Source organism: Arthrobacter sp. PTI12 (assembly GCF_056679915.1).
In genome coordinates this window covers 1,130,881-1,153,049 of record NZ_CM155256.1, presented here as the reverse complement: position 1 = coordinate 1,153,049, position 22,169 = coordinate 1,130,881, and the positions used below count along the sequence as shown (strand labels likewise).

At 63.1% G+C, this 22,169-nt stretch carries 18 protein-coding genes; 11 read left to right on the top strand and 7 right to left on the bottom strand.

What is annotated here, in order from left to right; genetic code table 11:
* Positions 1–3: 3 nt before the first annotated feature.
* The 3 genes from AC1MBU_RS05705 to AC1MBU_RS05695 are packed head-to-tail and all read left to right on the top strand — an operon-like array spanning position 4 to position 7,611.
* Entirely contained in the window at positions 4–2,712 is a 2,709-nt protein-coding gene (locus tag AC1MBU_RS05705) for a PD-(D/E)XK nuclease family protein (protein ID WP_479789231.1), read from the top strand.
* Positions 2,709–5,924 (top strand): UvrD-helicase domain-containing protein, encoded by a 3,216-nt coding sequence (locus tag AC1MBU_RS05700; protein WP_479789229.1) that lies wholly within the window; start codon positions 2,709–2,711, stop codon positions 5,922–5,924. The genes AC1MBU_RS05705 and AC1MBU_RS05700 overlap by 4 nt, the downstream gene beginning before the upstream one ends.
* Positions 5,917–7,611, top strand: coding sequence for a nuclease-related domain-containing DEAD/DEAH box helicase (locus AC1MBU_RS05695; RefSeq protein WP_479789227.1), 1,695 nt, complete (start codon positions 5,917–5,919; stop codon positions 7,609–7,611). The genes AC1MBU_RS05700 and AC1MBU_RS05695 overlap by 8 nt, the downstream gene beginning before the upstream one ends.
* A gap of 70 nt (positions 7,612–7,681) precedes the next feature.
* Here AC1MBU_RS05695 and AC1MBU_RS05690 read toward each other — a convergent pair whose 3' ends face one another.
* Positions 7,682–8,332 carry an SDR family oxidoreductase gene (locus tag AC1MBU_RS05690; protein ID WP_479789225.1) on the bottom strand — a complete coding sequence of 217 codons (651 nt, stop codon included), beginning with the start codon at positions 8,330–8,332 and terminating at the stop codon, positions 7,682–7,684.
* A 201-nt stretch (positions 8,333–8,533) separates the two neighbouring features.
* On the opposite strand from AC1MBU_RS05690, the gene AC1MBU_RS05685 reads away from it, so the two are divergent.
* The gene (locus tag AC1MBU_RS05685; RefSeq protein ID WP_479789223.1) at positions 8,534–9,526 is read left to right on the top strand and encodes a matrixin family metalloprotease; all 993 of its coding nucleotides are present in this window, start codon (positions 8,534–8,536) and stop codon (positions 9,524–9,526) included.
* 40 nt (positions 9,527–9,566) lie between these two features.
* On the top strand, positions 9,567–10,220 hold the full coding sequence (locus AC1MBU_RS05680) for a class I SAM-dependent methyltransferase (protein WP_479789220.1): 654 nt from the start codon (positions 9,567–9,569) through the stop codon (positions 10,218–10,220).
* 42 nt (positions 10,221–10,262) lie between these two features.
* Here the strand turns inward: AC1MBU_RS05680 and AC1MBU_RS05675 are convergent, their stop codons facing one another.
* A complete protein-coding gene (locus AC1MBU_RS05675; protein WP_479789219.1) occupies positions 10,263–11,252 on the bottom strand; it encodes a copper resistance D family protein in 990 nt (329 codons plus the stop codon).
* A gap of 218 nt (positions 11,253–11,470) precedes the next feature.
* Complete coding sequence (gene aztD, locus AC1MBU_RS05670; protein WP_479789217.1) at positions 11,471–12,508, bottom strand: zinc metallochaperone AztD; 1,038 nt, start codon at positions 12,506–12,508, stop codon at positions 11,471–11,473.
* 171 nt (positions 12,509–12,679) lie between these two features.
* Here aztD and aztA point away from each other — a divergent pair, with 171 nt between their 5' ends.
* The 3 genes from aztA to AC1MBU_RS05655 all read left to right on the top strand — a co-directional run bounded on the left by aztA (position 12,680) and on the right by AC1MBU_RS05655 (position 15,432).
* Positions 12,680–13,342 carry a zinc ABC transporter ATP-binding protein AztA gene (aztA, locus tag AC1MBU_RS05665; protein WP_479789214.1) on the top strand — a complete coding sequence of 221 codons (663 nt, stop codon included), beginning with the start codon at positions 12,680–12,682 and terminating at the stop codon, positions 13,340–13,342.
* Positions 13,339–13,875, top strand: a complete 537-nt coding sequence (locus tag AC1MBU_RS05660; protein ID WP_277357015.1) for a GNAT family N-acetyltransferase — start codon at positions 13,339–13,341, stop codon at positions 13,873–13,875. Before aztA ends, AC1MBU_RS05660 begins: the two co-directional genes overlap by 4 nt.
* 153 nt (positions 13,876–14,028) lie before the next feature.
* Positions 14,029–15,432 (top strand): HNH endonuclease signature motif containing protein, encoded by a 1,404-nt coding sequence (locus AC1MBU_RS05655; RefSeq protein WP_479789212.1) that lies wholly within the window; start codon positions 14,029–14,031, stop codon positions 15,430–15,432.
* A gap of 151 nt (positions 15,433–15,583) precedes the next feature.
* Here AC1MBU_RS05655 and AC1MBU_RS05650 read toward each other — a convergent pair whose 3' ends face one another.
* Both AC1MBU_RS05650 and folE read right to left on the bottom strand, forming a co-directional pair.
* Positions 15,584–16,834: an NAD(P)/FAD-dependent oxidoreductase gene (locus AC1MBU_RS05650; RefSeq protein WP_479789210.1), complete on the bottom strand. Its 1,251-nt coding sequence runs from the start codon at positions 16,832–16,834 to the stop codon at positions 15,584–15,586.
* Between the two features lie 71 nt (positions 16,835–16,905).
* Complete coding sequence (gene folE, locus AC1MBU_RS05645) at positions 16,906–17,511, bottom strand: GTP cyclohydrolase I (RefSeq protein ID WP_277357018.1); 606 nt, start codon at positions 17,509–17,511, stop codon at positions 16,906–16,908.
* A 90-nt stretch (positions 17,512–17,601) separates the two neighbouring features.
* Here folE and AC1MBU_RS05640 point away from each other — a divergent pair, with 90 nt between their 5' ends.
* A complete protein-coding gene (locus AC1MBU_RS05640) occupies positions 17,602–18,345 on the top strand; it encodes a helix-turn-helix transcriptional regulator (RefSeq protein WP_471672956.1) in 744 nt (247 codons plus the stop codon).
* A gap of 7 nt (positions 18,346–18,352) precedes the next feature.
* Here the strand turns inward: AC1MBU_RS05640 and AC1MBU_RS05635 are convergent, their stop codons facing one another.
* Positions 18,353–18,931 (bottom strand): helix-turn-helix domain-containing protein, encoded by a 579-nt coding sequence (locus tag AC1MBU_RS05635; protein WP_204534488.1) that lies wholly within the window; start codon positions 18,929–18,931, stop codon positions 18,353–18,355.
* 66 nt (positions 18,932–18,997) lie between these two features.
* Between AC1MBU_RS05635 and AC1MBU_RS05630 the strand changes: the two genes are divergently transcribed.
* Both AC1MBU_RS05630 and AC1MBU_RS05625 read left to right on the top strand, forming a co-directional pair.
* Positions 18,998–20,029: an NAD(P)/FAD-dependent oxidoreductase gene (locus tag AC1MBU_RS05630; protein ID WP_479789207.1), complete on the top strand. Its 1,032-nt coding sequence runs from the start codon at positions 18,998–19,000 to the stop codon at positions 20,027–20,029.
* The gene (locus AC1MBU_RS05625) at positions 20,029–20,766 is read left to right on the top strand and encodes a class I SAM-dependent methyltransferase (RefSeq protein ID WP_479789206.1); all 738 of its coding nucleotides are present in this window, start codon (positions 20,029–20,031) and stop codon (positions 20,764–20,766) included. The genes AC1MBU_RS05630 and AC1MBU_RS05625 overlap by 1 nt, the downstream gene beginning before the upstream one ends.
* Before the next feature lie 174 nt (positions 20,767–20,940).
* Here AC1MBU_RS05625 and AC1MBU_RS05620 read toward each other — a convergent pair whose 3' ends face one another.
* A complete protein-coding gene (locus AC1MBU_RS05620) occupies positions 20,941–22,161 on the bottom strand; it encodes an NAD(P)/FAD-dependent oxidoreductase (RefSeq protein WP_479789204.1) in 1,221 nt (406 codons plus the stop codon).
* Between the last annotated feature and the right edge of the window lie 8 nt (positions 22,162–22,169).

Here is a 22,169-nt window from a genome sequence, read left to right as displayed (position 1 = left end):
ATCATGAGGGTTGAGTTCGGCTGGTTTCTCGACCGCGCGCCGTGGTCTTTTCAATCCGGTGGCCTGAACACCGTACGAGTGGGCCGCCTCGGCTTTGTGGCACTGCTGCAGACCAGGCTTGGCATCACACGGCCAGAAGTCGCGCACCTTGGGCGCGTGAACCAGTACACCGCGCGTTTGCGGGCACTGGACAGTTCGTCAGCGTGGTTCTCGACCTCCTTTGCCGTGGACCCATGGTCAACCGCTCAGGATCTCCTCTATGCGCGGGATGACCTGGTGGCCAACAGTTGGGACGGCCGTCTTCCCGCAGGCCATCCCTCCAATTTGTTGCAGACTCTGGCGGCGGCCGAGGCGGTCGAACTTCCGCTTGCTCCGGCACTTGCTGACGACGTCGCCGGGCTGACGGCTGCCCTGGAAACTCCACTTCCGCTCGGCATCTCAGCCGTTGCGCTGCAGCACCCGCGGTCCTCCTTTCCCTCAATTTGGCAGGCGATTCTCGGGAAGCTCGAAGTGCGCGGCGTCAGCATCGTGGAGCCGGAACCCACCGCAGCGCCGCCACCACGCATCACGGTTCTGCACGCGGAAACTGAGTGGGAAGCCGCAGAGCACGCTGCCCGGTGGTTGGGTGCCGGCGGTAGCGGTAGCGGTAGCGGTAGCGCGGGCGCTGCGGGCACTGCGGCGAGTACCGCCGTCGTCGTATCGCACCAGACCAACATTCTGGACCATTACCTTTCCGCCCGTGGACTGCCGCGCATCGGCATCGGAGCCAGATCCCGTTGGCGAGCACAGGACCAGATCATCCCGCTCTTCATGGAGATCATTTGGGGTCCGGCGAATGTGCAGTTGCTCAGCGAGTTCCTCGCACTCCCGGTCTCGCCCGTACGGCGTGATGCCGGCCGCGAACTCCTCAAAGCCCTGAAAGAGGAGCCGGGAACCGGTGGCGAAGCGTGGAACGTGGCGCTGCAGGCGATCGCAGAGCTACCCGACTGTGACAGGGAACAGGCCTCCGAGCTCGACGAGCTATTCTCCCGGAATCTCCTGATCGAGCACCACGGTGTCAGCGGTACGCAGATTGCGGCAAAGACCGAATGGCTTGCAAAACGGCTCAATCGGCTCGCTCGTCATCGCACCGAGTTGGCCTCCACCTACGCGCAGCTGCAGACGCTGATTGCCCTGATTTCCGGCCTGCCGTTGGTGTCCCGAACGGACCTTCGGCGGATGATCTCCTCGGTCGTGGCGGAAACCACCAATCCGCTTGCAGCCAGCGAAGCGTCCGACTGGCTGCGGCTTGAGCACCTCACCGAGCTGATGGATCCAGTGGATGACGTCCTGTGGTGGGGATTCCAGAACGCTACGGCGCCACGAACGCGTCGCTGGGACCGTTCCGATATTGAGGCACTCTCTTCGGTGGGCGTGCACCTGCCCTCACCCGAGAGCCTGGCGATGCTGCAGATCACCCAGACAGTCCAGGCCTCGACGCGCTGCCGGAACCTTCTAATCGTCCAGACTGCCCCGCAGGAAGGCGAGCCCACTGAGAACAATCCCCTGCTTGAGGCTTTGGTCGCCGCACAGCCCGCAACCGGTTCGGGGCCATCGCTACGCGAGCAGATCAGGGAATGCACTGTTACACCGGTGCAACTGGTCCAGAACAACCGTTGGGCCTTGGCAGGACGGTCGGCGCGGATGGCCCCCGTCGACCCCGTCCGCGTAGCGCCGCCGCCTCCTGAGTTCGAGCTGGAGCCGCGCGCTGATTTCGCCCCTGACGCGCTGTCCTTCAGCCAGCTCGGCAACCTGCTGGGATGTTCCCTGGCCTGGGTGCTCGACAAGAAAATGCGGCTACGGCCCGCGGATGCCGACAGCGCGCCGAGCGGCAACACCATGATCGGGATCTTCGCGCACAAGCTGGTCGAGGAACTGCATCACGATCTCTCAGCCCAACTCCGCGCCGTCCCCACGCCCGAGGAAATCGACCGCAAGATCGACAAACTCCTGCCGCACCTCGCATCGGAGCTTCTCCTACCAGGGCAAAGCGCAAGGCTGAAGAATCTGCGCGCAGTGCTGTCCTCCAACGTGATGAAGTTCTTCACCTGGGTGAGCGCTGCCGGGATCACCATCCAGGACGTCGAGAAGCCGTTCGAGAAGTTCCTTGAACTCACCGTGGACGGAAAGCAGATGTCGGTTCCGGTGAGAGGCTCCATCGACGTCGCGGGGATAGACGGCGAGGGCAGGCCTGCCGTCATTGACCTGAAATGGAGCAACCGGGACAAGTACCGTCTGGAAGAGGTACGCGAGGGAAAGGCCCTCCAGTTGACGCTGTACCAGTGGGCGCTCGGTGGGGAAACCGAAGGAGATGTCAGCGAAACTGCGCCGACCGACGGGAATCGATCGGATGGCGTGGGCAGACCCGCCGCTTACTACTTGCTCAAGCAAGGCAGCTTTGCGACCACCCACCCGGGGCTGGGCGGATCGGCAACAGCAGCCGAAGGACCGGACGCCCTGTGGGATTCCGCAGTGAAAGCGGTAACCTTCTCTGTCTCGGAAGTAGTTCATGGCCGTATCTCAGCAACGCCGCTGGTGGACACAGCCCGCGAGGCTGACGGCGGGGAAACCGGTGAGGCCCGGGCAACGGCGGACGGGCGTTTTTATGGCAAACCACCCTGCCGGTTCTGCCACTTCAGCAGGCTCTGCGGATTGGCGGGCGACTTCTCATGAACACCCTCAGCAACGTACTGATGATTTCGGCGAGCGCCGGCACCGGGAAAACGCATGCGCTGACCAACGTCATTGCTGACCGCATCGCCGGCGGCACACCTGCCGCTGCCATCATGGCGACCACCTTCACCAAGAAAGCGGCCGGTGAGCTCAAGGAACGCATAGCTCTGCGGCTGCTGGACGATCAGGGCTCGGGCGCTCACGGATCGGGCGCTCAGAACTCCGGCGAACAGGGTTTCAGCTCCGACAACTCGAGCGTGCCGGATCCCCTGAAGCTGAAGGAAGCAGCACAGCAACTGTCCACAAGCCTCATCGGCACCGTCAACAGCGTCTGCAGCAGGCTCCTCACCGAATACGCCATCGACGCCGGGCTTTCTCCTGCCCTTGAAGCGATCGCCGAGGGAGAGCAGGACGGCATTTTCCGGCTCGCTACGGACGAAGTGCTTGCCGATTATTCGGACCAGATCCTGCCGATTGCACGCAGAATGAGCATGGTCGAGGATGACGCGTGGATGGTGCTCGTCCGCGGTATCTGCGATGCGGCCCGCAACAACCTCCTGCAACCACAGGACCTCGCTGCCTGTGCCGAACGTTCCTGGCAGGGCTACCAGAGCGTCCTGGAGGAGCGCGGGACGTATGACGGCAGGCAAGCCTGGCTGGACGGCCTGCGCCTGGCGCTGCCGGAACTTCAGGCCGTGGTGCGTGACGGCGTCGACCCCGCCGGCAAACCCGTCAATGTGGCAGCCAAGAACTTCGCGGAGAACTGGCCCAAGGTTGTCCACCGGATCACCTCGATGGGGGACGTCGAGGACGTCTCCTGGGAGCAATGGCGCGGCGCTATTCCGGCCGCGTCCTCAAAGCTCATCAAAACCATCTTCGAGCAGCCGATCGCCGCATTTTCCGAAGAGCTGCTGAGCAATCCGGCGTTCCACGATGACATTGAGCAGTTCATCCGGCTTATCTACGCGTGTGCGGCTGAATGCCTCGAAGCGTTCGAGCGTTTCAAGCACACCCACGGCCTGATGGACTTCGTTGACCAGGAAACCCTGGCCCTCAAACTCGTCCGTGAGAATGAGGCGTTCAGGCAGTCCTTCTCGCAGCGGGTGCAGTTCCTGGTGGTGGATGAATTCCAGGACACCAGTCCCCTTCAACTTGAACTCTTCCTGCAGCTCAGCAGGCTCGTGGATCGCGCCGTCTGGGTGGGTGACCCCAAGCAGGCCATCTACGAGTTCCGCGGAACCGATCCTGAGCTGATGGATGCGGTGGTCTCCAAGGTGACCCAGCGTGAGATGTTGAGCAGCTCCTGGAGGTCTGAGCAGGTTCCCCTCGACCTGTCCAACGCAACGTTCATCCCTCTGTTGGCAGCCGTTGGGATGAGCCGCGAGTCCGTGGAGCTCCGTCTGCCGGACGCCCGTGCCGACTGCACCGGCGGGTTCCTGGAAGCGTGGAGCCGGACAGCGGGGAAAGACGAAGAGCGGCTTGCGGCAACCGCCGTCGGTGTCGTTGACCTGTTGCGCCGGCGTCCGGAGCTGGAACCGAAAGAGATCGCCGTGCTGACGCGCACCAATAAGGAAGCACAGGCAGTGGCAGCAGCGCTGTCCGCACTCGGCATCCGGGCAACGCTCAACAGCCAGCCGCTGCTGAGTTCCCGTGAGGTGCAGTTGGCGCGGGCCGCTCTGGCCTTCGTTGCCGACGCACGTGACACCATCGCACTCAGTGAGGTTGTTGCCCTGCATCCGGGGCACCGTGGACATGAAATGTGGCAGCAGGCGTTGCTGGCCTCGCCCGAGCCTGCTGAAACCCTCGCGCAATGGGCTGCCGATCCGCTCTGTACAGCGCTCACGGAGCTGAATGAGCGGGCCATCGCGTCTACGCCCACTGAGGTGTTCGAAGAGGTGGTCAGCCTCATCGGCCTCCCGGCGTTGCTGAAAACCTGGTCTGCCCCCGAGACGCGCCTGCGGAACCTCGACGCTGTGCGTGCCGAGTTCAACAACTACTACGAGGCCGCCAAGGCGCTGAAGGCCCCGGCAACCCTGCGCGGTGCACTGCAGTTCCTGTCCGAATCGGAGGCTGTTGCCTCTGACAACTCAGGTGACGACGTCGTTAATGTGATGACGTATCACAAGGCCAAGGGGCTCGAGTGGCCGGTGGTCATTATGGAGAGCCTGGACCGCGAAGTGGGCGCCCGTGCGTTCGGTGTGGCGGTGCAGTCCGACGGCGAGTTCGACCTCGATGAACCTCTTGCCGGACGCTGGATCCGGTTCTGGCCCTCTCCCTTCCCGTACAAGGGCTCACCGCTGGATGCCGCAGCGAAATCGAGCGCCGTCCTCATGGCCAATGAGGACCGCGAACGCCGCAACGCAGCGCGCCTCATGTATGTGGGCATGACCCGGTCCATCAACACCACCGTCCTCACCGCAAAGGGCAGCTCGCCGCTTGGGTTGAATGACCTCGGCATCACCGGCCTGATCAAGTGGTCGGGCGAGAAGCATGACGGCGTGATCACGGTAAACGGGAAAGAACTGCCGGCGTATGTGCAGACCTACGTTGCAGAGGACGCACCGGAGAGCGTCACCTCCGCCTCATCTATCCAGTACGACGACGCCGCTGCCGCTCCCCTAGCCGGGTCCTATCTGCCCGCGCGAATCAAGGCGAGCGCCCAGACAACCACGAACGGGACCGACGCCGACGCACTTATTCATGAGCATGCGAACCTCGGTGACCCGCTGGCCACCAGGGGAGACGAACGATGGGCCTCCGTGGGTTCGGCCGTCCACGCGTACCTCGGCACGGAGTACACAGCGCTCGATCGTGCCGCGCAGCTCGGGGTCGCCAAGCAGATTCTTGACCGCTGGCAGGTGGGCGACCTCATCGACGTCGAACTGCTCCTCACCTCGGGCGACCGGTTCGCGGAATATCTGACGTCGATGTATCCGGGAGCGTCGATCCTCCGAGAGGTGCCGATCTCTTGGCGCACTGGGCAGAACCAGTACATGGAAGGCTGGATCGACCTGCTCATTGAACTGCCCGAGGGTTTTGTCCTGATCGACCACAAGAGCTACCCCGGTGAGGATCCGGCGAAACATATCCGCAAGGAAAACCTCGGGCAGATGGAAACGTACCGTCAGGCACTCCTCGATGTGACCGGAAAGCCGGTCATCGAGACACTGATCCACCTGCCGGCCCTCGGCAAGGTGTACAGAATTGACTGAGCACACCGTCCACTGCATCCCAGAGAAGCCCACCTTCGATGACGGCCAGTCGGCCGAGCGGGCCGTCTGGCAGGTGCTGAAGGCAGCGTTGCCGGATGGCATGGTGTTGGCGCATTCGGTTCAGGTACGGCACGGAAGCTCCGAACACGAGATCGATCTGCTCGTCCTGTGGCCCGGAGTCGGCATGGCAGCCATCGAGGTCAAGGGTGGCCTGGTCAGTGTGGACAAGGGGCAGTGGTACCAGTCGGACCGCTCCGGGAAACATCCGATCCAGAGCCCGCTGGTGCAATCCCAGGGCTCCAAGCATGCGTTCCAGGAGTGGATCGGCGAGCAGCTGGGCAACGTGCTGACCAGCCGCTTCGCCTACATGGCCTGCCTTCCCTACACCTCCGTACCCCGCGACTGGACGCTCAGCGGAGCTCCGCGGACGCTGATTCTGGATCGAGAGGACCTGACCGGAGCAGCCGAGAGAATCCGGTCCGCAATCGAAACGGAAGCCAGCGGCGCAACTCCGCTGGCGGCGTCGTACCTGGCACGGATTGTGCGGAAGCTGGAAGGAAGCTTCGACTCCCTGCCCAGTGACACCTCGAACACAGCCGAAAGCGAAGACCTGCAGGATCAGCTGACTGAGCGGCAGGACACTCTGCTGGCCGCTACCCGGGATATCGCGCGCATCCGCTTTACAGGGGGCGCCGGCAGCGGCAAGACATGGCTTGCCCTCGCCAAGGCGCAGGAGCTCTGCAAGTCAGGCAAACGGGTTGGGGTCTTCTGCTACAACAAGGGCCTGGGAATGCACCTGCAGAACAAGGTGAGCTCCTGGCGGCAGAGACAACCGGCGTTCACTGGAGAGTTTCACGAATATGTGCGGTCCCTCGGGGTGCCGGACGGAGAAGGGCAGTCCTACTTTGACGAGGAGATGCCTCAACTTCTCAAGGAGAGGGCGGCTCACCTTCTGCTGGACCAGAAATTCGACGCCGTAGTTGTGGATGAAGCTCAGGACTTCGCTCCGCTGTGGTGGGAAGCACTGTTCCAGTGCCTGAAGGATCCGCACTCCAGCGAGATCTACGCCTTCATGGACGACCGGCAGGATGTCTACCACCGCAGCGGCGGAACCGCTGACTTCACCAACGGACCGCTGGCCGGCCTGGTGCCGATTCATGTGGACGACAATCTCCGCAACACCCGCCGCATCGCCCTGACCTTCAAACCCCTGGCCGGTAAGCACTTCACCCCGCGCGGGAACACCGGGATTCCGGTGCGGCGCGTGGACTGTACTACGGAAAAGGCCCTGGATCGCGCCTCGGATTGCGTGGATGCGCTGATCGACGAGGGCTGGCCGGCAAACCAGATAGCGCTGCTGACCACCAACCATCGGCACCCCATTCACCTACAGCACCACGAAGGCGGCACAACCCTCGAGTACTGGAACGAGTTCCATGCGCAGGAAGCCGAGTTCTATGGCCATGTACTCGGCTTCAAGGGACTTGAGCGATCAGTGGTCATTCTCTGCGTAGACGGATTCAAGAACCTGGAGCGGGCAGCCGAGCAGCTCTATGTCGGCATGTCGAGGGCGCGTAGTTTGCTGATCATCGTGGGCAACTCAGACCTCATTGCCCAGGGCGGCGGCAGGGAGCTCGCTCAGGCTCTTCGGACATGCGAGGTGTGGAACCCGGTAGTGGGCGGGTGAACTCAGACACAGCACTGCCCCCGCACCACACGGGCACAGGGGCAGCACAAGCAAAAGAACGACGGCGGGGTCACACCACCTCAAGTGCCTCCGCGATCGGGGTTTCGCCGGTGTTGAACTGGATAAACTTCCCAACAGTTCCCGGGTTGTTCAGCACCGATGCAGCCACCTGCGCCACGTCCTCACGGGCCACTGAATCCTGCTGCGGCTCGACCGACACCTCGATGGTTCCCTTGCCGGGATCCGTGGTCAGCGCGCCCGGGCCGAGGATGGTCCACTCGAGGTCAGTCCCGCGCAGGTACTCGTCTGCCGCAGCCTTCGCCTCCGCGTAATGGAAGAATCCATTGTCCTCGGGTACGCCGTGATCCTTCCGTGCGCCGATGTAGGAAACCATCACGTAGCGGTTCACGTCCGCCTCCTTAGCTGCGTCCATGGAACGGATTGCAGCGTCCCGGTCTATGGCGTAGGTCGCCTCAGGGCTACTGCCGCCCGAACCCGCGGACCACACCACCGCATCATGTCCACGCACGACGTCGGCCAGCTCACCGACCGCAAGCTGAGTCACGTCCGCAATCACCGGCTTCGCTCCTGTGTCCTCGATGTCGGCTGACTGATCGGGATTGCGGATGATCGAGCTGACTTCATGACCGGCTCCGGACAGGATCCGCGACAGGTGCAACGCCACTTTTCCGTGGCCTCCAATGATGGCAATGCGTGACATATCCGCTCCTTTTCGTTGGGTGTCTTGTCCTTGGCAACACCACGAAACCGCTGGGCATTCCAACAGGGCGCCGGCCACCGGGGATTGGGCGTTGCCGCCGCGCAGCTTTTCAGCAGGATTGGCCCAAAACAGGAGATGAGCCACAATCCGTAGGGGAAACTGACTCTGGGAAAGCCTGCCCTACGAGAAAGAGACACACACATGGGGGTACTGGACCGCGAATGGTCCCGGAAGGATGACGTGCCGCCGTTGTCGGGCGGGATGCGGCAATCCAGCTCGGGGCGCGTTCCGCAATGGGCGCTCGAGGAAGCGCTGAACGAACAGCTTCGCGCGTACGCAGCTGAGAACGGCGGGAGGCGGGTTCGGGGAGAGCGCCGCCGCCGTCGTCGTGAGCGGTCTTCAGTCCGTAAGCTGCGGGTCCGCACCGGGGTGCTCATCGCGTTTGTTCTTGCCCTCTATCTGACTCCCACCGTCTTCGAGCGCGACATCTTCCCGGATGTACTTCCACATCTGCCCTGGTCCAACGTGCCGCCGCGCGGTGTGGAAGCAGCAGCAGCGCCGCTGGGGACGCCGCCGCCGTCGACAGGTTCTGCTCAGTACAAGCTGTTTGAGTACCCCGGCCTCCGGCAGGAATTTGTCGCCTATGACCCGTGCCGGCCCGTGCACTATGTGATCCGTCCCGATTTTGCGCCGGCTGGAACCGAGGGGATCGTTCAGGAAGCCGTTGCCGAGGTGGCCGCTGCGACCGGGCTTACCTTCGTCTTCGACGGACCAACAACCGAAGCTCCAAGCCCTGAGAGCCGCGACTCCTACCAACCTGAGCTGTACGGCAAGCGCTGGGCACCGGTCCTGATCACGTGGACCAGCCCGGCCGAAGTGCCGGATCTCGCCGGTCCCACAGCCGGACTCGGCGGCAGTGAGGTAGCGCAGCGTCCGGACAAGCCCATAGTTCTCGTGGCGGGTCAGGTGATGCTCGATGCGCCGGCCATGACCGAGATCCTCGGGTATCCGGGCGGGCGCGACCACGTGAGGGCCATCGTCATCCACGAGTTGGGGCACGTGCTCGGTCTCGACCACGTGGATGATCCGAACCAGCTCATGTATGAGGAGACCCGGGAGCTGACCACCCTCGCAGACGGGGATCTTGCCGGTCTGGCGAAGCTCGGCGCAGGGCCGTGTGTGCCGGAGCTCTAAGACCCTTGACGCCAGCTCACCGCGGCTCCACAGTGGGCCAATGACCGTTCCGTTCCAGTCAGGCCCCGCCGAACTCCAACATCCCCGATTCGCGCGTGCCTATGCCCGGGCTGTGGAGGGAATGAACCGCAGGGGCGCCGATGAACACCGCCGCGCGCTCCTGGCGGACTTGACCGGTGTCGTGGTCGAGATCGGTGCCGGTGAGGGATCGAATTTCGCACACTATCCGCGCACGGTCACCGAGGTTCTGGCGGTCGAACCGGACGATCACCTCAGGTCCATCGCCATCCGCCGGGCGTCCGGTGCGCCGGTTCCCGTTCGAGTGGTCACCGGCACGGCCGAAAGCATTCCGGCTGAGGATGGCAGTGCGGACGCTGTTGTCGCGAGCCTCGTACTGTGCAGCGTGCCGGACCAGGGCGTTGCACTGGCTGAAGCGCGCAGGGTGCTGCGCCCGGGCGGGATTCTGGCCTTCTACGAGCACGTCCGCTCGGACCGGAAAGTCCTCGCTGCCCTCGAGGACGTGATGACACCCCTGTGGCAACGGGCTGCCGGCGGCTGCCACCCCAACCGGGACACGCTGCAAGCAATCAGCGCCGCCGGCTTCGACATCAGGGACAACGAGCGCTTCGGGTTCTCGGTTCAGCCGTTGGCCCCGCGCGTTGCGCACATCCTCGGTCACGCGGTTGCCCCTTGAGCAGGAGTTCCGGGACCCTGCGAGCGCCGGTCCGGGCCGAATCTACAACGGCGGTTCAAGCCCCACCAGCGCAACCGCCAACCCGTACGCAGCGCCCATGACCACCAGTTCACCGGCCGCCAGCCTTCCGAAATCGGCACAGCTGAATGTGGTTCCCGCAAGCAGACGACGGCGGTGCAACGCCCCGAACCCGATCAGCCCTCCCAGCGCAACCACCTTCAACAACAGCACCAGGCCATACAGGGAACCAGGCAGCACCGTCAGGTCCGGTACCCGCACGAGTGCGCTGACCACACCGCTGATAGTGACCACCGCTGCGCAGATCAGCGCGACGCGGCTGAACCGCTTCACCGCGGCGTGCAGCACCTCAACCCGGTACAGCGCCAGCCATCCGAGACCCGCAAGCCCACCGACCCACACCGATGCTGCCGCTATGTGCCCGGTCATGCTGAACATCGCGAGACCGTGCCCCGACTCGGAAGCGGCGTGTCCGCCGAGGGCCAGCGTAGTGGTGCCCGCAACGGCCAGGAACAGTGCCATTCTCAATGCAGTGGAGGTCCGAGCAAACCCCGCCATGACAGCGCTGGCCAGCAGGAATCCGATCTGCGCAATCAACGCACGCCCCGACGCGAGCTGATCCAGAAAGACCCCGAAGTCCGCGAACCCTGCCTCCTGCAACGGGCCCTCACCCAGCACGTCGAAGTAGGTCCAGAGCAGGAACAACCCACAAACGACGACGGCGGCCAGCGCCGCCACACTCCCCCGCCTCCCGAGCCGCACGGCTAAGGGGGCGAGAACTTCCGAACCGGCGTCGTCGCCTTGGGGGTTGCCTGCGGGTAACAGGACGCCAACGCACAACAGTGCAATCGCCGTCAGGCTCGTGAGGTGCACCAGCACGCGCACCAGCGGCAAAGTCCAGCCGACAAAGTTGGCGGTGCCGTCGTCGTCGGACAGTCCGAAAAGTGCCAGCGGAATCAATGCCGCCATCAACACGGCCACCGAAATGGCGCTGAGGAAATGTCGGGAGGGCACACCGACAGCGTGCGCTGTTCGAGGGAACACCTGCATCCCAGCCTTCCGGACGGTCAGTACGCCTCAGCATCGGCACAGCTCAGAGACGGTCCTCCGATCCTAGGCCAGCGTGCGGCCGTGGACCCGCAGTGGGCCCGGCCGCGGACCGATGGAAAAACCCGCGAAAGGACCCCGCCGCTGATCGATCCCAGCGACGGGGTCCTCCTGCTCTGCTCAGGTCATCCGGTGACGGCGGTCAGCTCGTTCGGAGTCTGCTTCAGTTCACCGGTTCCGGTGATTTCCCCGGATTCCACATCAACTGCATGGATGGTGTTGGTTGACGGGTCGGTGATGTAGGCAGTGTGGTCTTCGACAAAGATGGTTGGTCGCAGTTGCTGCCATTCGAGCGGTTCCTCCCACTCCCCAATCACCGGCAAACTGTTGGTCACCTCAGCGGTCTCAGGGTCAATCACGAGCAGCGAGCCGTCCGTGCCCAGGACCAGCGCTTCACCATGCGGACCGCGGGCCAGTGACCGGAAGCTGTAACTCGTGCCGAGGTCGACCAGGGTGAGGTCCTTCGTCTCGGTGTTGATCAGCGAGATTGTTTCGGGACGCTCAAGTTCGGCGTCGGGATCCTGCTTGTAATCGCCAAGTGTGATGACCGATTCCTCAGACCCTGCCTGATTGCCGATCCGCCCGTACTCGGTGGGGGTGTCGAGCTTGGTGATCTTGCCGTCGTCGTAGATGAGGACGCCGGTCTGGCAACCGATCACCACGGCTTCCCCTGCGGCCGTCGCTTCACCGTGTACACCCGGGCAATCCTCGTTTCGGGCGATCTCCTTGCCGTCTTCGTCGAAGACCACAATGCCGGGGCGTTCTTCCTCGTTGCCGAGCGTGAGCACCAGTTCACCGCTGGAAAGCTCGACGGCGACACCATGGTGCGCTTCCTCCGCCGAGTAGGTCTCGACTTCCGGCTGGCCTTCGGCGAGGTCACTGGATTCGAAAACCGTCACCTCGCCGGTTCCGTCGCTGAAGAGGACGGTCTTGCCGTCGTGACGGACCACGTGACCGGGCTTGCTCGTGGGAAAGGCGATGTCCGTCATCACCGGTTCCTCAGCGTGGGAGGTGCCGCCGTCGGTCCAGGCTCCGGTGTCGAGCACTTCGAAGCCTTCGGCGGTCGAGATGATGACGTGGCGTCCATCGCCGGCCGGATTGATCCGGTTGAAGCCCTCCATCGGGAAGTCGCCGAGCACCTCGAAAGTGTCTCCGTCGAGCACCTGGATGCCGCCGTCGTATGTGGTGACTACGCGAGGGGTGGGTTCAGCAACGGTTACTGCGGCGTCGGCGGCACGAACGACGCGCTCAGAGGCTCAAGGAACCATTCCATCGCGACTCATCTTATATTGATAATGAGAATGATTCGCAAACAAGGAGAAATGATGGTGATTGTGAGCGGCGTTCGATACGCCTATCAGGGCAGGCGCGCGCTTGGGGAGGTGTCTCTCGCGCTCGAGCGAGGGGTGCACACCGTGGTCACGGGCACCAACGGATCAGGAAAGTCGACGCTGCTGGCGCTGATTGCCGGCGCGCTGAAGCCGCAGTCCGGATCGGTGACCCTCACCACCAGCCGCCGGCCGGCCTTTGTCATCCAGCACACGCGGACCTCGGAGATCCTTCCCTGTACGGTGCGTCAGACGGTCGAGATGGGACGGTGGCCTCATCGTTCCTGGCTGTTGCCGCTTGGTCCGCAAAATCGCCGTATCGCGCGGGATGCCATGGAACGCTTGGGGATTTCGGGCCTCGCTGATCGGCAACTCGCCGGGCTTTCCGGCGGGCAACGTCAGCGTGCGCTTATTGCGCAGGGGCTGGCGCAGGAATCGGACATCCTGATCCTTGACGAGCCCACGGCCGGCTTGGACAGTGCGGCACACCGGCTCATCCGCTTGGCGGTCGACGAGGAACTGCTGCGTGGCGTGACCGTCATCGAATCGAGCCACTCGCCCGAGGACATCGAGCGAGCGGAGCGGGTAGTCACACTCGAGGGCGGCCTCGTCATCTCCGATACAGGATCGATGTTCCGGCCGGCGATCAGCGCTACCCTGACTTCGTGACCGTTGTTATTGACCATGCCACCGCGAACGACGCCGGCCCCCTCGCCACCCTGGCTGCCGTCACCTTCCCGCTCGCTTGTCCACCGACGTCGCACCCCGACGACATTGCACACTTCATCGCATCAGAGCTTTCCGAGGAACGGTTCACCCAGCACATAGCGGACCCTGACAAGATCTTGCTATGCCTGCGGGAGGACGGCCACCTTCTTGCCTGGAGCACGTTGGTCAAAGGACTTCCCAAGGACGAGCAGGTGCGGTCTTCTCTCTCGCTTTTCCCGACCATCGAGCTGAGCAAGTTCTATGTGCACCCGTCGCATCACGGACAGGGCTCCTCGTCGCACCTCATGGAAGCGTCACTGGAGATCGCGGCGAAGGGAACCGGCGCGAAGGGAATCTGGCTCGGCACCAATGACCGCAATGCCCGTGCAGTCCGATTTTATGAGAAGCACGGATTCACCCGCGTGGGGGCAAAGACGTTTCAGCTTGGACGGAACGTGGAAACGGACTTCGTGCTGGAGCGCGCGTTGGGCTGAGTGGGGTTTGGCGGGATTGTGCCAGTCGAGCGGCGTGCGGCTTGAGCAGGGGGCCTACCCCCACGCCGGGGTGTGGATAAGTCGGTTTGACTTGTCCTGCACATTGGTGGTTTTCGGTCGCGGTTAGTACACGTGTTCGATAAAATTTTGGGTATGGCCGTCGCACTGCTCGAACCCCGCCCGGAGGACACGTCTCTCCTGGGTGAAATGCGTTCGCACCTACAGGTCTTTGCGCAGCAGCTGGAATCGACATACCTGACGCTTAGCCCGCAGGAGGCCGCGGTGACCCTGGTGGAGGTCGAGCAGCTCTCCAACCTGGTCGATCACTTGCAGACTGTGGTTGCCCGTGCCGCTGAGGACCACCAACTCGCTACCGTTGACGCCCTAGATCCGTACAAGAACACTGCGGACTATTTGCGGGCGAAAATCGGTATCAGCCGCTCCGAAGCGAACCGCCGGTTACGCCTCGGACATGACGTCCTGCCCGAGGTTCCCGGGCCAGGAGCCGCGCTCGTACCCACCCTGGGTGTGCTGGCTGAAGCCACCAAGGTCGGTGCGCTCAGCAGCCGTGCCGCGACCATCATCGCCAACGCCGTACACCGGGTCTCCACTGTCGCGACCGGCCGTGAGTTGAATGCCATGGAAGAGCACCTGGTCCGCCAGGCCGTTGAGTCCGACGAAGACGTCCTACGGGCCCTCGCCCGACGCTGGGAAGACATCATCGACCAGGACGGCCAAGAGCCCACCGAAAAAACCCTCCGCGCACGCCAGGGTGTGTTCCTGCGCGGCAGGCGCCACGGCCTGCACTTCATGGAAATCGGCGCCACCGATGAGCAGTTCGAACACCTCATCACCGTCATGAACACCGCCACCAACCCCAGAACTCAGGGCACCGTTTCAGCGCCCGACGAGCCGACCCGTGAACAGAACCTGCTCGACGGGCTGGTTTCAGCATGCCGGATCGCACTGGCAGGTGATGGTCTTCCAGCGACCGGAGGACACCGACCCCAGGTAATGGTCACCATCAACTACCGCGACCTCCTCAAAGACCTGACACACAGCGGACATGACGGGCATTCGGTCTTCGCCCAACAACTCAGTGCGCGCAGCATCCGCAAACTCGCCTGCGATGCCGACATCCTCCCGCTCGTCCTCGGCGGCAAGGGTCAGGTCTTGGACATCGGCCGTGCCCAACGTCTCTTCCCACCGCACCTCCGGCGAGCGCTCGTGGCCAGGGACAAGGGGTGCGCGTTCCCCGACTGCACCACGCCCGCAACCTGGTGCGAAGCCCACCACATCATCCCCTGGGCTGCAGGCGGAACCACCAACATCAGCGACGGCGTGCTGCTCTGCACCCGACACCACCACCAGATCCACGAAGGAAACTGGACAGTCGAATCAGTCAACGGAATCCCCTGGTTCACACCACCCAAATACCACGACCCGCAACGAACACCCAGACGCAACCGCTACTGGCAAGTAGAACAAGCCATACACGACCAACTTGCAGACACGGTCAGTCACGTGTCCACGAGCATCGGCACGGCACCACCCTGATCAGCGGAAATGCCGCCGTAGCCGGCGTCTGAGCGAGCGCAGCACCGCCAAGTCAACTGTGCCCCGAGCGCGTGGCAGAGGTGACAGAACCGCGAGCGCACGTGGCAGGCGTCGATTCCAGATCAGGCGGCCCTCGGATCCCGCTCCCCCATCAGGCAGTTTTCAAGTCCGAGTCCGGATCAGTGAGCACAGCCCGGTCCACAGCCCTGCCGCTCCGGATGAGATCCTGAATTTCCTCCTGCACGTCCCACACATTGACGTTCATGCCGGCTACCACCCGGTCCTCGCGGAGCCAGAAGGCAACAAATTCGCGATCTTCGAGGCTGCCCCGGACCACCACGTCCGCATCTTTTGTCAGGGCACCGTAGCCGGAATACTCCATGCCCAGATCGAACTGGTCTGTGTAGAAGTACGGAATGTCGTCCAGCACAGCGTCTCGGCCGAGCATCGACTGTGCGGCCACTTTCCCGCCGCTAATAGCGTTTGCCCAATGCTCACTGCGGGCATACTGGCCCGTGACAGGATGCAGCGCGCTGGCCACATCCCCAGCTGCAAAGATGCCCTCGGCACTGGTCCGCAGCCCCGAATCGACCTGAATACCGTTCCCGATGGTAAGCCCGGCTTCCTCTGCAAGCGCCGTCTGCGGCACCACGCCAATGGCGATCACAACAAGATCCGCGGACAAGGTTTCACCCGCATCGGTCACTACTGCAGTGACACGGCCTGCATCGTCACCCCTGATCTCTTTCGCCGAAGCCGGCAGCCTGAACTGAACACCAGCTTCACTATGGCGATCCATGAAGACGGTGCCAAGCCTGGGACCGATCGCCGCACTCATCGGGACCTCTTCCAACCCGAGCAAGGTGACCTCATTGCCAAGTTCCCGTGCAGTTGCGGCAACCTCCATACCGATCCAGCCGGAACCGATAAGCACGAGGTGACGGCCACCTCCTGCCAACTCTAAGTGAAGACGCTGACTATCCGTTTTCGTACGGAAGTAGTACACCCCTTGGAGATCGGTACCTGGCAGGTTCAGCTGACGGGGAACAGCGCCCGTAGCGAGCAGGAGCCGACCATAGGAAAGCGAACGGCCGCTCGACAAAGCAACAGTACGGGCGGTGGGATCCACACTGACCGCCTCATCCGAGGTGAGGAGTTCGACGTCGTTCTCTGCGTACCACTTCTCGGGATAGGGCAGGAGTGACTCCTCGCTCTCCTTGCCGGCAAGGAATCCCTTCGACAGCGGCGGACGCAGATAGGGCGCCTGACCTTCCGCCCCAACGAGGACCACAGGACCAGTGAAGCCTTCTTCGCGCAAAGTTGCGGCCGCCGTCGCGCCCGTCAGGCCTGCCCCAATGATCACCATTGCGTCATCAGATGCCGGGAAACTGGTGTTGTCCATGGATACTCTCTCTTCTGGTGGGGTGGCCTGCGAATGCGCGGTGCCACGAAGCGTTGATTCGGGCAGAAGCGTTAGTTTGGAAATTGGTCGCGTAGCGGGCCCCCGACTGCGAGGTCGCCATAGAACGTCGCCGTCCGGGTAGTGGTACCGGCACTCTGCACACCGCGCAACGACATGCACAGGTGCTCTGCCTCCAGCACCACACCGACTCCACGCGGATTGAGCAGGTCCAACAGCCAGTCCGCCACCTGCTTGGTGAGCCGCTCCTGCACCTGAAGGTCACGTGAAAACATCTCCAGTGCCCGCGCCAGTTTGGACAGACCGAGAAGTCGTTCCCCCGGCAGATAACCGATATGCGCGATTCCCCTGAATGGCAACAGATGATGCTGGCACAGTGAATTGAATGGGATGTTCTTTACGAGCACCAGGTCGTTATACCCCTCGTCATTCGGGAAGGTAGTCCACGAGGTGGTCCGGGGTGTCAGCATTTCCTCGAAAGCGCCCGCCACGCGGCGCGGGGTATCGCTGAGGTGCGGATCATTCACGTCCCGCCCGAGCGCACGCAGCAAGTCGGCCACCGCCAACCTCGCTGCTGGCAGATCGATAGCCCCGACAGAGCTGTCCTGCTCGATGTCGTCTTCCAACAGCCGGAGCGCAACCTCTGAATGCGATGACATGGCGTCTCTCTTTCTAAATATTGTATTGTTGACTTTAGAAGCGCACACTGAAGAAGTCAATGGTGAACAAACTCCAGATAGGCTCGGCATATGTCTGACTTCGAGGGCAATCCAGGCCCGGCAGCCCGCTCAGGTCGCGGCGCATCAGATGCCACGCTGCGCCTACACGCCAACCTTGATGAGCGGCTGGAGTCGGTAGCAACCCTTGGTGACCCTGTCCGACGCGAGGTGTACCAAACCCTCCAGCGCAACGCCGAAGCAATGACCCGAAACCAGCTGGCAGAACTCACCGGGCTTTCGTCCAGTACCTTGCTGTTCCACTTGGAGAAGTTGGTGAATGCAGGACTCCTCAACGTGGAGTTCCGGAAACTCGGTGAACGTAGCGGACCGGGGTCAGGCAGACCGGCAAAGCTATATCAGCTTGCTCATGCAGAGGTGACGGCATCGGTTCCGGACCGCCGCTACGACCTCGCCGCCGAGCTGATGGCGGCCGCAATCGAAGCTTCCATTCGCGAGAACGTTGCCATCCAGCCTGCGCTGTCAAAAACCGCGTACGACGCCGGTCGTCGCCTTGGCCTGAAAGCCGGCAGCATCGACGGGGTGCTTGATTCGTCCGGCTACGAACCGCATCCGGACGGAGATGGTGGCTTCCTGCTGCACAACTGCCCCTTCCATCGACTGTCGCGCAGCCATTCGGAGGTGGTGTGCGGAATGAACGGCGCGCTTCTCTCCGGCGCACTCGAAGGCAGTGGCGACGTCACACACGCGGTAACGCCTGACCCCGAGGGACCTCACTGCTGCGCACGCATCACCCGGCGCACCGACGCCAGGTAGGCTGCGCTTACGTCGTCTTCGCCCGAAGATGCAGCCGCTCCCCCTGACGGCCAAACAGGCTGAGGAACTCCACCGCATGCCTGTCAGCCTTCCCAAACCAGTGCGGTACCCGGGTGTCGAACTCAACCGCTTCACCGGCGGGCAACACCAGGTCGAGCTCACCGAGGACCATCCGCAGGTTCCCGTTCAGTACGTACAGCCACTCGTAACCCTCATGTACCTTGAGGTCCGGCTCCTCCAGTGCCATTTCGGCATGCAACACGTGCTTGTAGGCCTGAATGCCGCCTGGCCTGCGGGTGAGCGGAACCACCGTTCCGCGACCCATGTCGATCGGGCGCAGGTGAACGCGCGGATCCCCCGTGGTCGGCGCACCAACGAGCTCATCCAACGGCACCTGATGCGCCTGGGCCAGAGGAAGCAGCAACTCAAGGTTGGGTTTACGCTGGCCCGATTCCAATCGCGACAAGGTACTCACCGAAATTCCGGTCGATTCCGACAACGACTGCAGTGTCACGTCCCGCTTCACTCTCAGCGCCCTCAGTCGCGGACCTACTGCCGCAAGTGCTTCACCAATTTCATCCGTCATAGACCCTAGTTTGCCAGATCAGCAATGTTACTTGCTGATCCATGTTCTGCAATCCACGATGAATACATGACATCTGAACTGAACTCATACGACGTCGTCGTTATCGGCGGCGGGGCTGCCGGCCTCAGCGCGGCACTGATGCTCGGGCGTACCCGCCGGAGTGTCGCGGTGGTCGATGCCGGCCACCCACGCAACTCCCCGGCCAGCGGTGTACACGGTTTCCTCACCCGCGAGGGCATGAACCCGCTGGACCTTGTGGCCGCGGGCCGGGCCGACGTCCAGCTGTACGGTGGCGTCATTGTTCCCGGCACCGCCGTCGACGTCGCTTCCACCGATGATCCCCGTGATCGCTTCCGCACCACGCTCGACGACGGGACGGTCCTCCACTCCCGCCGCCTGCTTCTGACCACAGGCCTCACGGACGTACTGCCGGAAATCCCAGGACTCCGCGAACGGTGGGGCCAGGAAGTGCTGCACTGCCCGTTCTGCCACGGCTGGGAGGTGCGCGACCAGCACATCGGCATCCTCGGCACCAGCGCCATGTCAGTACATCAGGCACTGCTGTTCCGCCAGTGGAGCAACAACATCACTCTTCTTCTCAACGACACCGTTGAACCCACCGAAGAAGAATGGGAGCACCTGGCCGCCCGCGGCGTCACGGTGGTCGACGGCTCGGTTGCCCGTGTCCTGAACCAGAACGACGGCGGCACCCTCAGCGGCGTCGAACTCACCGGCGGCCGCGTGGTTCCGTTGGAAGCCCTCGTGGTTGCGCCGCGATTCGTCGCCAACACAGAAATCTTTGCGAGTCTCGGCCTAGTTCCGGTCCAGCATCCGATGGGAGTCGGTGAGCACCTGGCCGTGGATGAAATGGGCGCATCCGGAGTGGACGGGGTGTGGGCAGCAGGAAACGTGGCCAACCTGATGCTGCAGGTACTGCCGTCCGCTGCGTCGGGATCAATGGCAGCGATGGCAATCAACAATGACCTGATGGCCGAAGAACTGCAGCAGGATCTTGCAGCCCACCGCGAATCTTCCCTAGGTGCTTCCTCTTCCGCGGCAACCCTGCGGGATAGCAGGATAGGAGCGGAGGTTTCCTGATGCAGTCACAGCACTCACACCACACGCCCAACGATCAGCACGACCACGGTCACCAGCACAATCATCACGACCACGGTTCCCGCGAGTTCGACGAAGCCTTCTGGGACGCACGCTATGGCGAAAAGAAGCGCATCTGGAGCGGTCGTCCGAATCCGCAACTGGTCACTGAGGCAAACGGGTTACCGCCGGGCACAGCGCTCGACGTCGGCTGCGGAGAAGGTGCCGACGCCCTCTGGCTGGCCGAACAGGGTTGGCGAGTCACCGGCGTCGACATCTCAGCGGTTGCCCTTGCCCGCGCAGCCGAACACGAGCAGGAGCATCAGCAGGAGCAGCACAAGAACAACAACGAGAACCGTGACCTCGCTACCCCGCCCGTGCGCTGGGAACATCACGATCTCACGGTCTGGGAACCTCCGGCCGGAGCATTCGATCTCGTCACGGCGCAGTACATGCACCTACCCACCGCGCAACGTGAACCGCTGTTCCGTAGCCTGGCACGCGCCGTCGCGCCGGGCGGAACATTGTTCATCGTCGGGCACCATCCTTCAGACATGCAGAGCGGCGCATCACGACCCGATCTCCCGGATCTGTACTTCACGGCGGAGGACATAGTGGACCTGCTCGACGACGGTTGGGAACACCAGAGAGTCGAGTCCCGTCCGCGGGAAGCCAGCGGTCCTGACGGCGCCACACTCGCAGTAGCGGATGCGGTCTACCGGGGGCGCCGGCACGGCTGACAATCCAACCGGCCGCAGCCCTTAGAAGAGGCAGCCCTCAGAAAGACGTAGCCGTCAGAAGACACCCAGCGCCAGTCCAGGCGGCAAAAACGCGTTCCCTCGGCGCCGCGAAGGTACGGGTGACGGTGATCTGATTGGACATGTGAATCCTCTCTGCAGAACGGGAGCGTGGGCTCAGGCCCGGCCCTTCAGAATGGCGTACCAGTAGAGCCGGATGAACCCATACCGCTCCACGAGCCAGGTGAGTCGCTTCTCCTTTGCCAGACCCTTCCAGCCGGGAACGGATGGCTTTGGAGCGAGAGTGTCATCAAATTCGGCAAGCACCACGGTGGAGCGGCTCACCGTGAAAGGGCAGGCGCCATACCCGTTGTACTTCTGGCCAGGCTGATTGCCCTTGAGTACAGACTGCAGGTTCTTCGCGAGCACCTTGGTCTGCTGACGGAGCGCTGCACCGGACTTCGAGTTCGGTGTCCCTGCGGCGTCGCCGAGTGACCACACCGTTGGATGGGTGATGTGTCGGAGCGTGTGCTTGTCCACGGCGACGAAACCGTCGTCGTCGGCCAGTCCGGTGCTGCGGATCCAATCCGGAGCGGATTGCGGCGGTGCGGCGTGCAGGACGTCGTACCGGATCTGTTCCTCCGTACCGTGCTCGGTGTCCCGAAGGGTGGCGACGCGATTGTCGGCGTCAACGGAGGTGAGCTCCGTGGTGCAGCGCAGCTCAATCCCGTACTCGGTGATCTTGCGGTTCAGCTCCTCGTCCACCACGTCGACGCCGTACACGCTACTGGTGGGCACCGCGAGGATGACGCGGATATTGTCCAGCACGCCCTGCGAGCGCCAGTAGTCGCACGCCAGGTACATGGGCTTCTGGGCAGCGCCGCCGCAGGTGATGGGGCCGTCGGGCATGCTGAAGATGGCGGTCCCGGAGCGTAGGCCGCTCAGCAGCCGCCACGCTTTCACCGCCAAATCGAGGCTGTAATTCGTTGCACCGTAGGGAGAATCGTAGGCCTCCTGCAGTCCGGGAATCCCGTCCCAGTTCTTCTGGATGCCGGGACACATCACCAGGTGCTCATACGTGAGGGTCTGCCCCGATCCGAGCGTCACCGATTTCGCCGCCGGGTTGACGGCGGTAGCGGAGTCCCGGTGCCAGGTGACGCCCTTCGGCATCACGGATTCCTGCGGTCGAACCGCCATTTCTGCTTTCGCTGTACCGCCGGCGATGTGGGAAAAGAACGGCTGGTAGAGATGCTGTTCGGTGGGGTCGACGACGGCGATCCCCTTGATCCTGTAGCGCTTCAGACGTGCTGCGAGGGAAATACCCGCGTTCCCACCTCCGATCACGAGTACCTGGTGGTGCCCCTTTTCCATCCGCTGGACGTCCTTGCTGCTGTGCATCGAGCACC

Coding starts and splice junctions, on each gene's coding strand:
- AC1MBU_RS05705 (WP_479789231.1), top strand. CDS start 4: ATGAGGGTTGAGTTCGGCTGGTTTCTCGACCGCGCGCCGTGGTCTTTT.
- AC1MBU_RS05700 (WP_479789229.1), top strand. CDS start 2,709: ATGAACACCCTCAGCAACGTACTGATGATTTCGGCGAGCGCCGGCACC.
- AC1MBU_RS05690 (WP_479789225.1), bottom strand. CDS start 8,332: ATGTCACGCATTGCCATCATTGGAGGCCACGGAAAAGTGGCGTTGCAC.
- AC1MBU_RS05685 (WP_479789223.1), top strand. CDS start 8,534: ATGGGGGTACTGGACCGCGAATGGTCCCGGAAGGATGACGTGCCGCCG.
- AC1MBU_RS05680 (WP_479789220.1), top strand. CDS start 9,567: ATGACCGTTCCGTTCCAGTCAGGCCCCGCCGAACTCCAACATCCCCGA.
- AC1MBU_RS05655 (WP_479789212.1), top strand. CDS start 14,029: ATGGCCGTCGCACTGCTCGAACCCCGCCCGGAGGACACGTCTCTCCTG.
- AC1MBU_RS05650 (WP_479789210.1), bottom strand. CDS start 16,834: ATGGACAACACCAGTTTCCCGGCATCTGATGACGCAATGGTGATCATT.
- folE (WP_277357018.1), bottom strand. CDS start 17,511: ATGTCATCGCATTCAGAGGTTGCGCTCCGGCTGTTGGAAGACGACATC.
- AC1MBU_RS05640 (WP_471672956.1), top strand. CDS start 17,602: ATGTCTGACTTCGAGGGCAATCCAGGCCCGGCAGCCCGCTCAGGTCGC.
- AC1MBU_RS05635 (WP_204534488.1), bottom strand. CDS start 18,931: ATGACGGATGAAATTGGTGAAGCACTTGCGGCAGTAGGTCCGCGACTG.
- AC1MBU_RS05630 (WP_479789207.1), top strand. CDS start 18,998: ATGACATCTGAACTGAACTCATACGACGTCGTCGTTATCGGCGGCGGG.
- AC1MBU_RS05625 (WP_479789206.1), top strand. CDS start 20,029: ATGCAGTCACAGCACTCACACCACACGCCCAACGATCAGCACGACCAC.
- AC1MBU_RS05620 (WP_479789204.1), bottom strand. CDS start 22,161: ATGCACAGCAGCAAGGACGTCCAGCGGATGGAAAAGGGGCACCACCAG.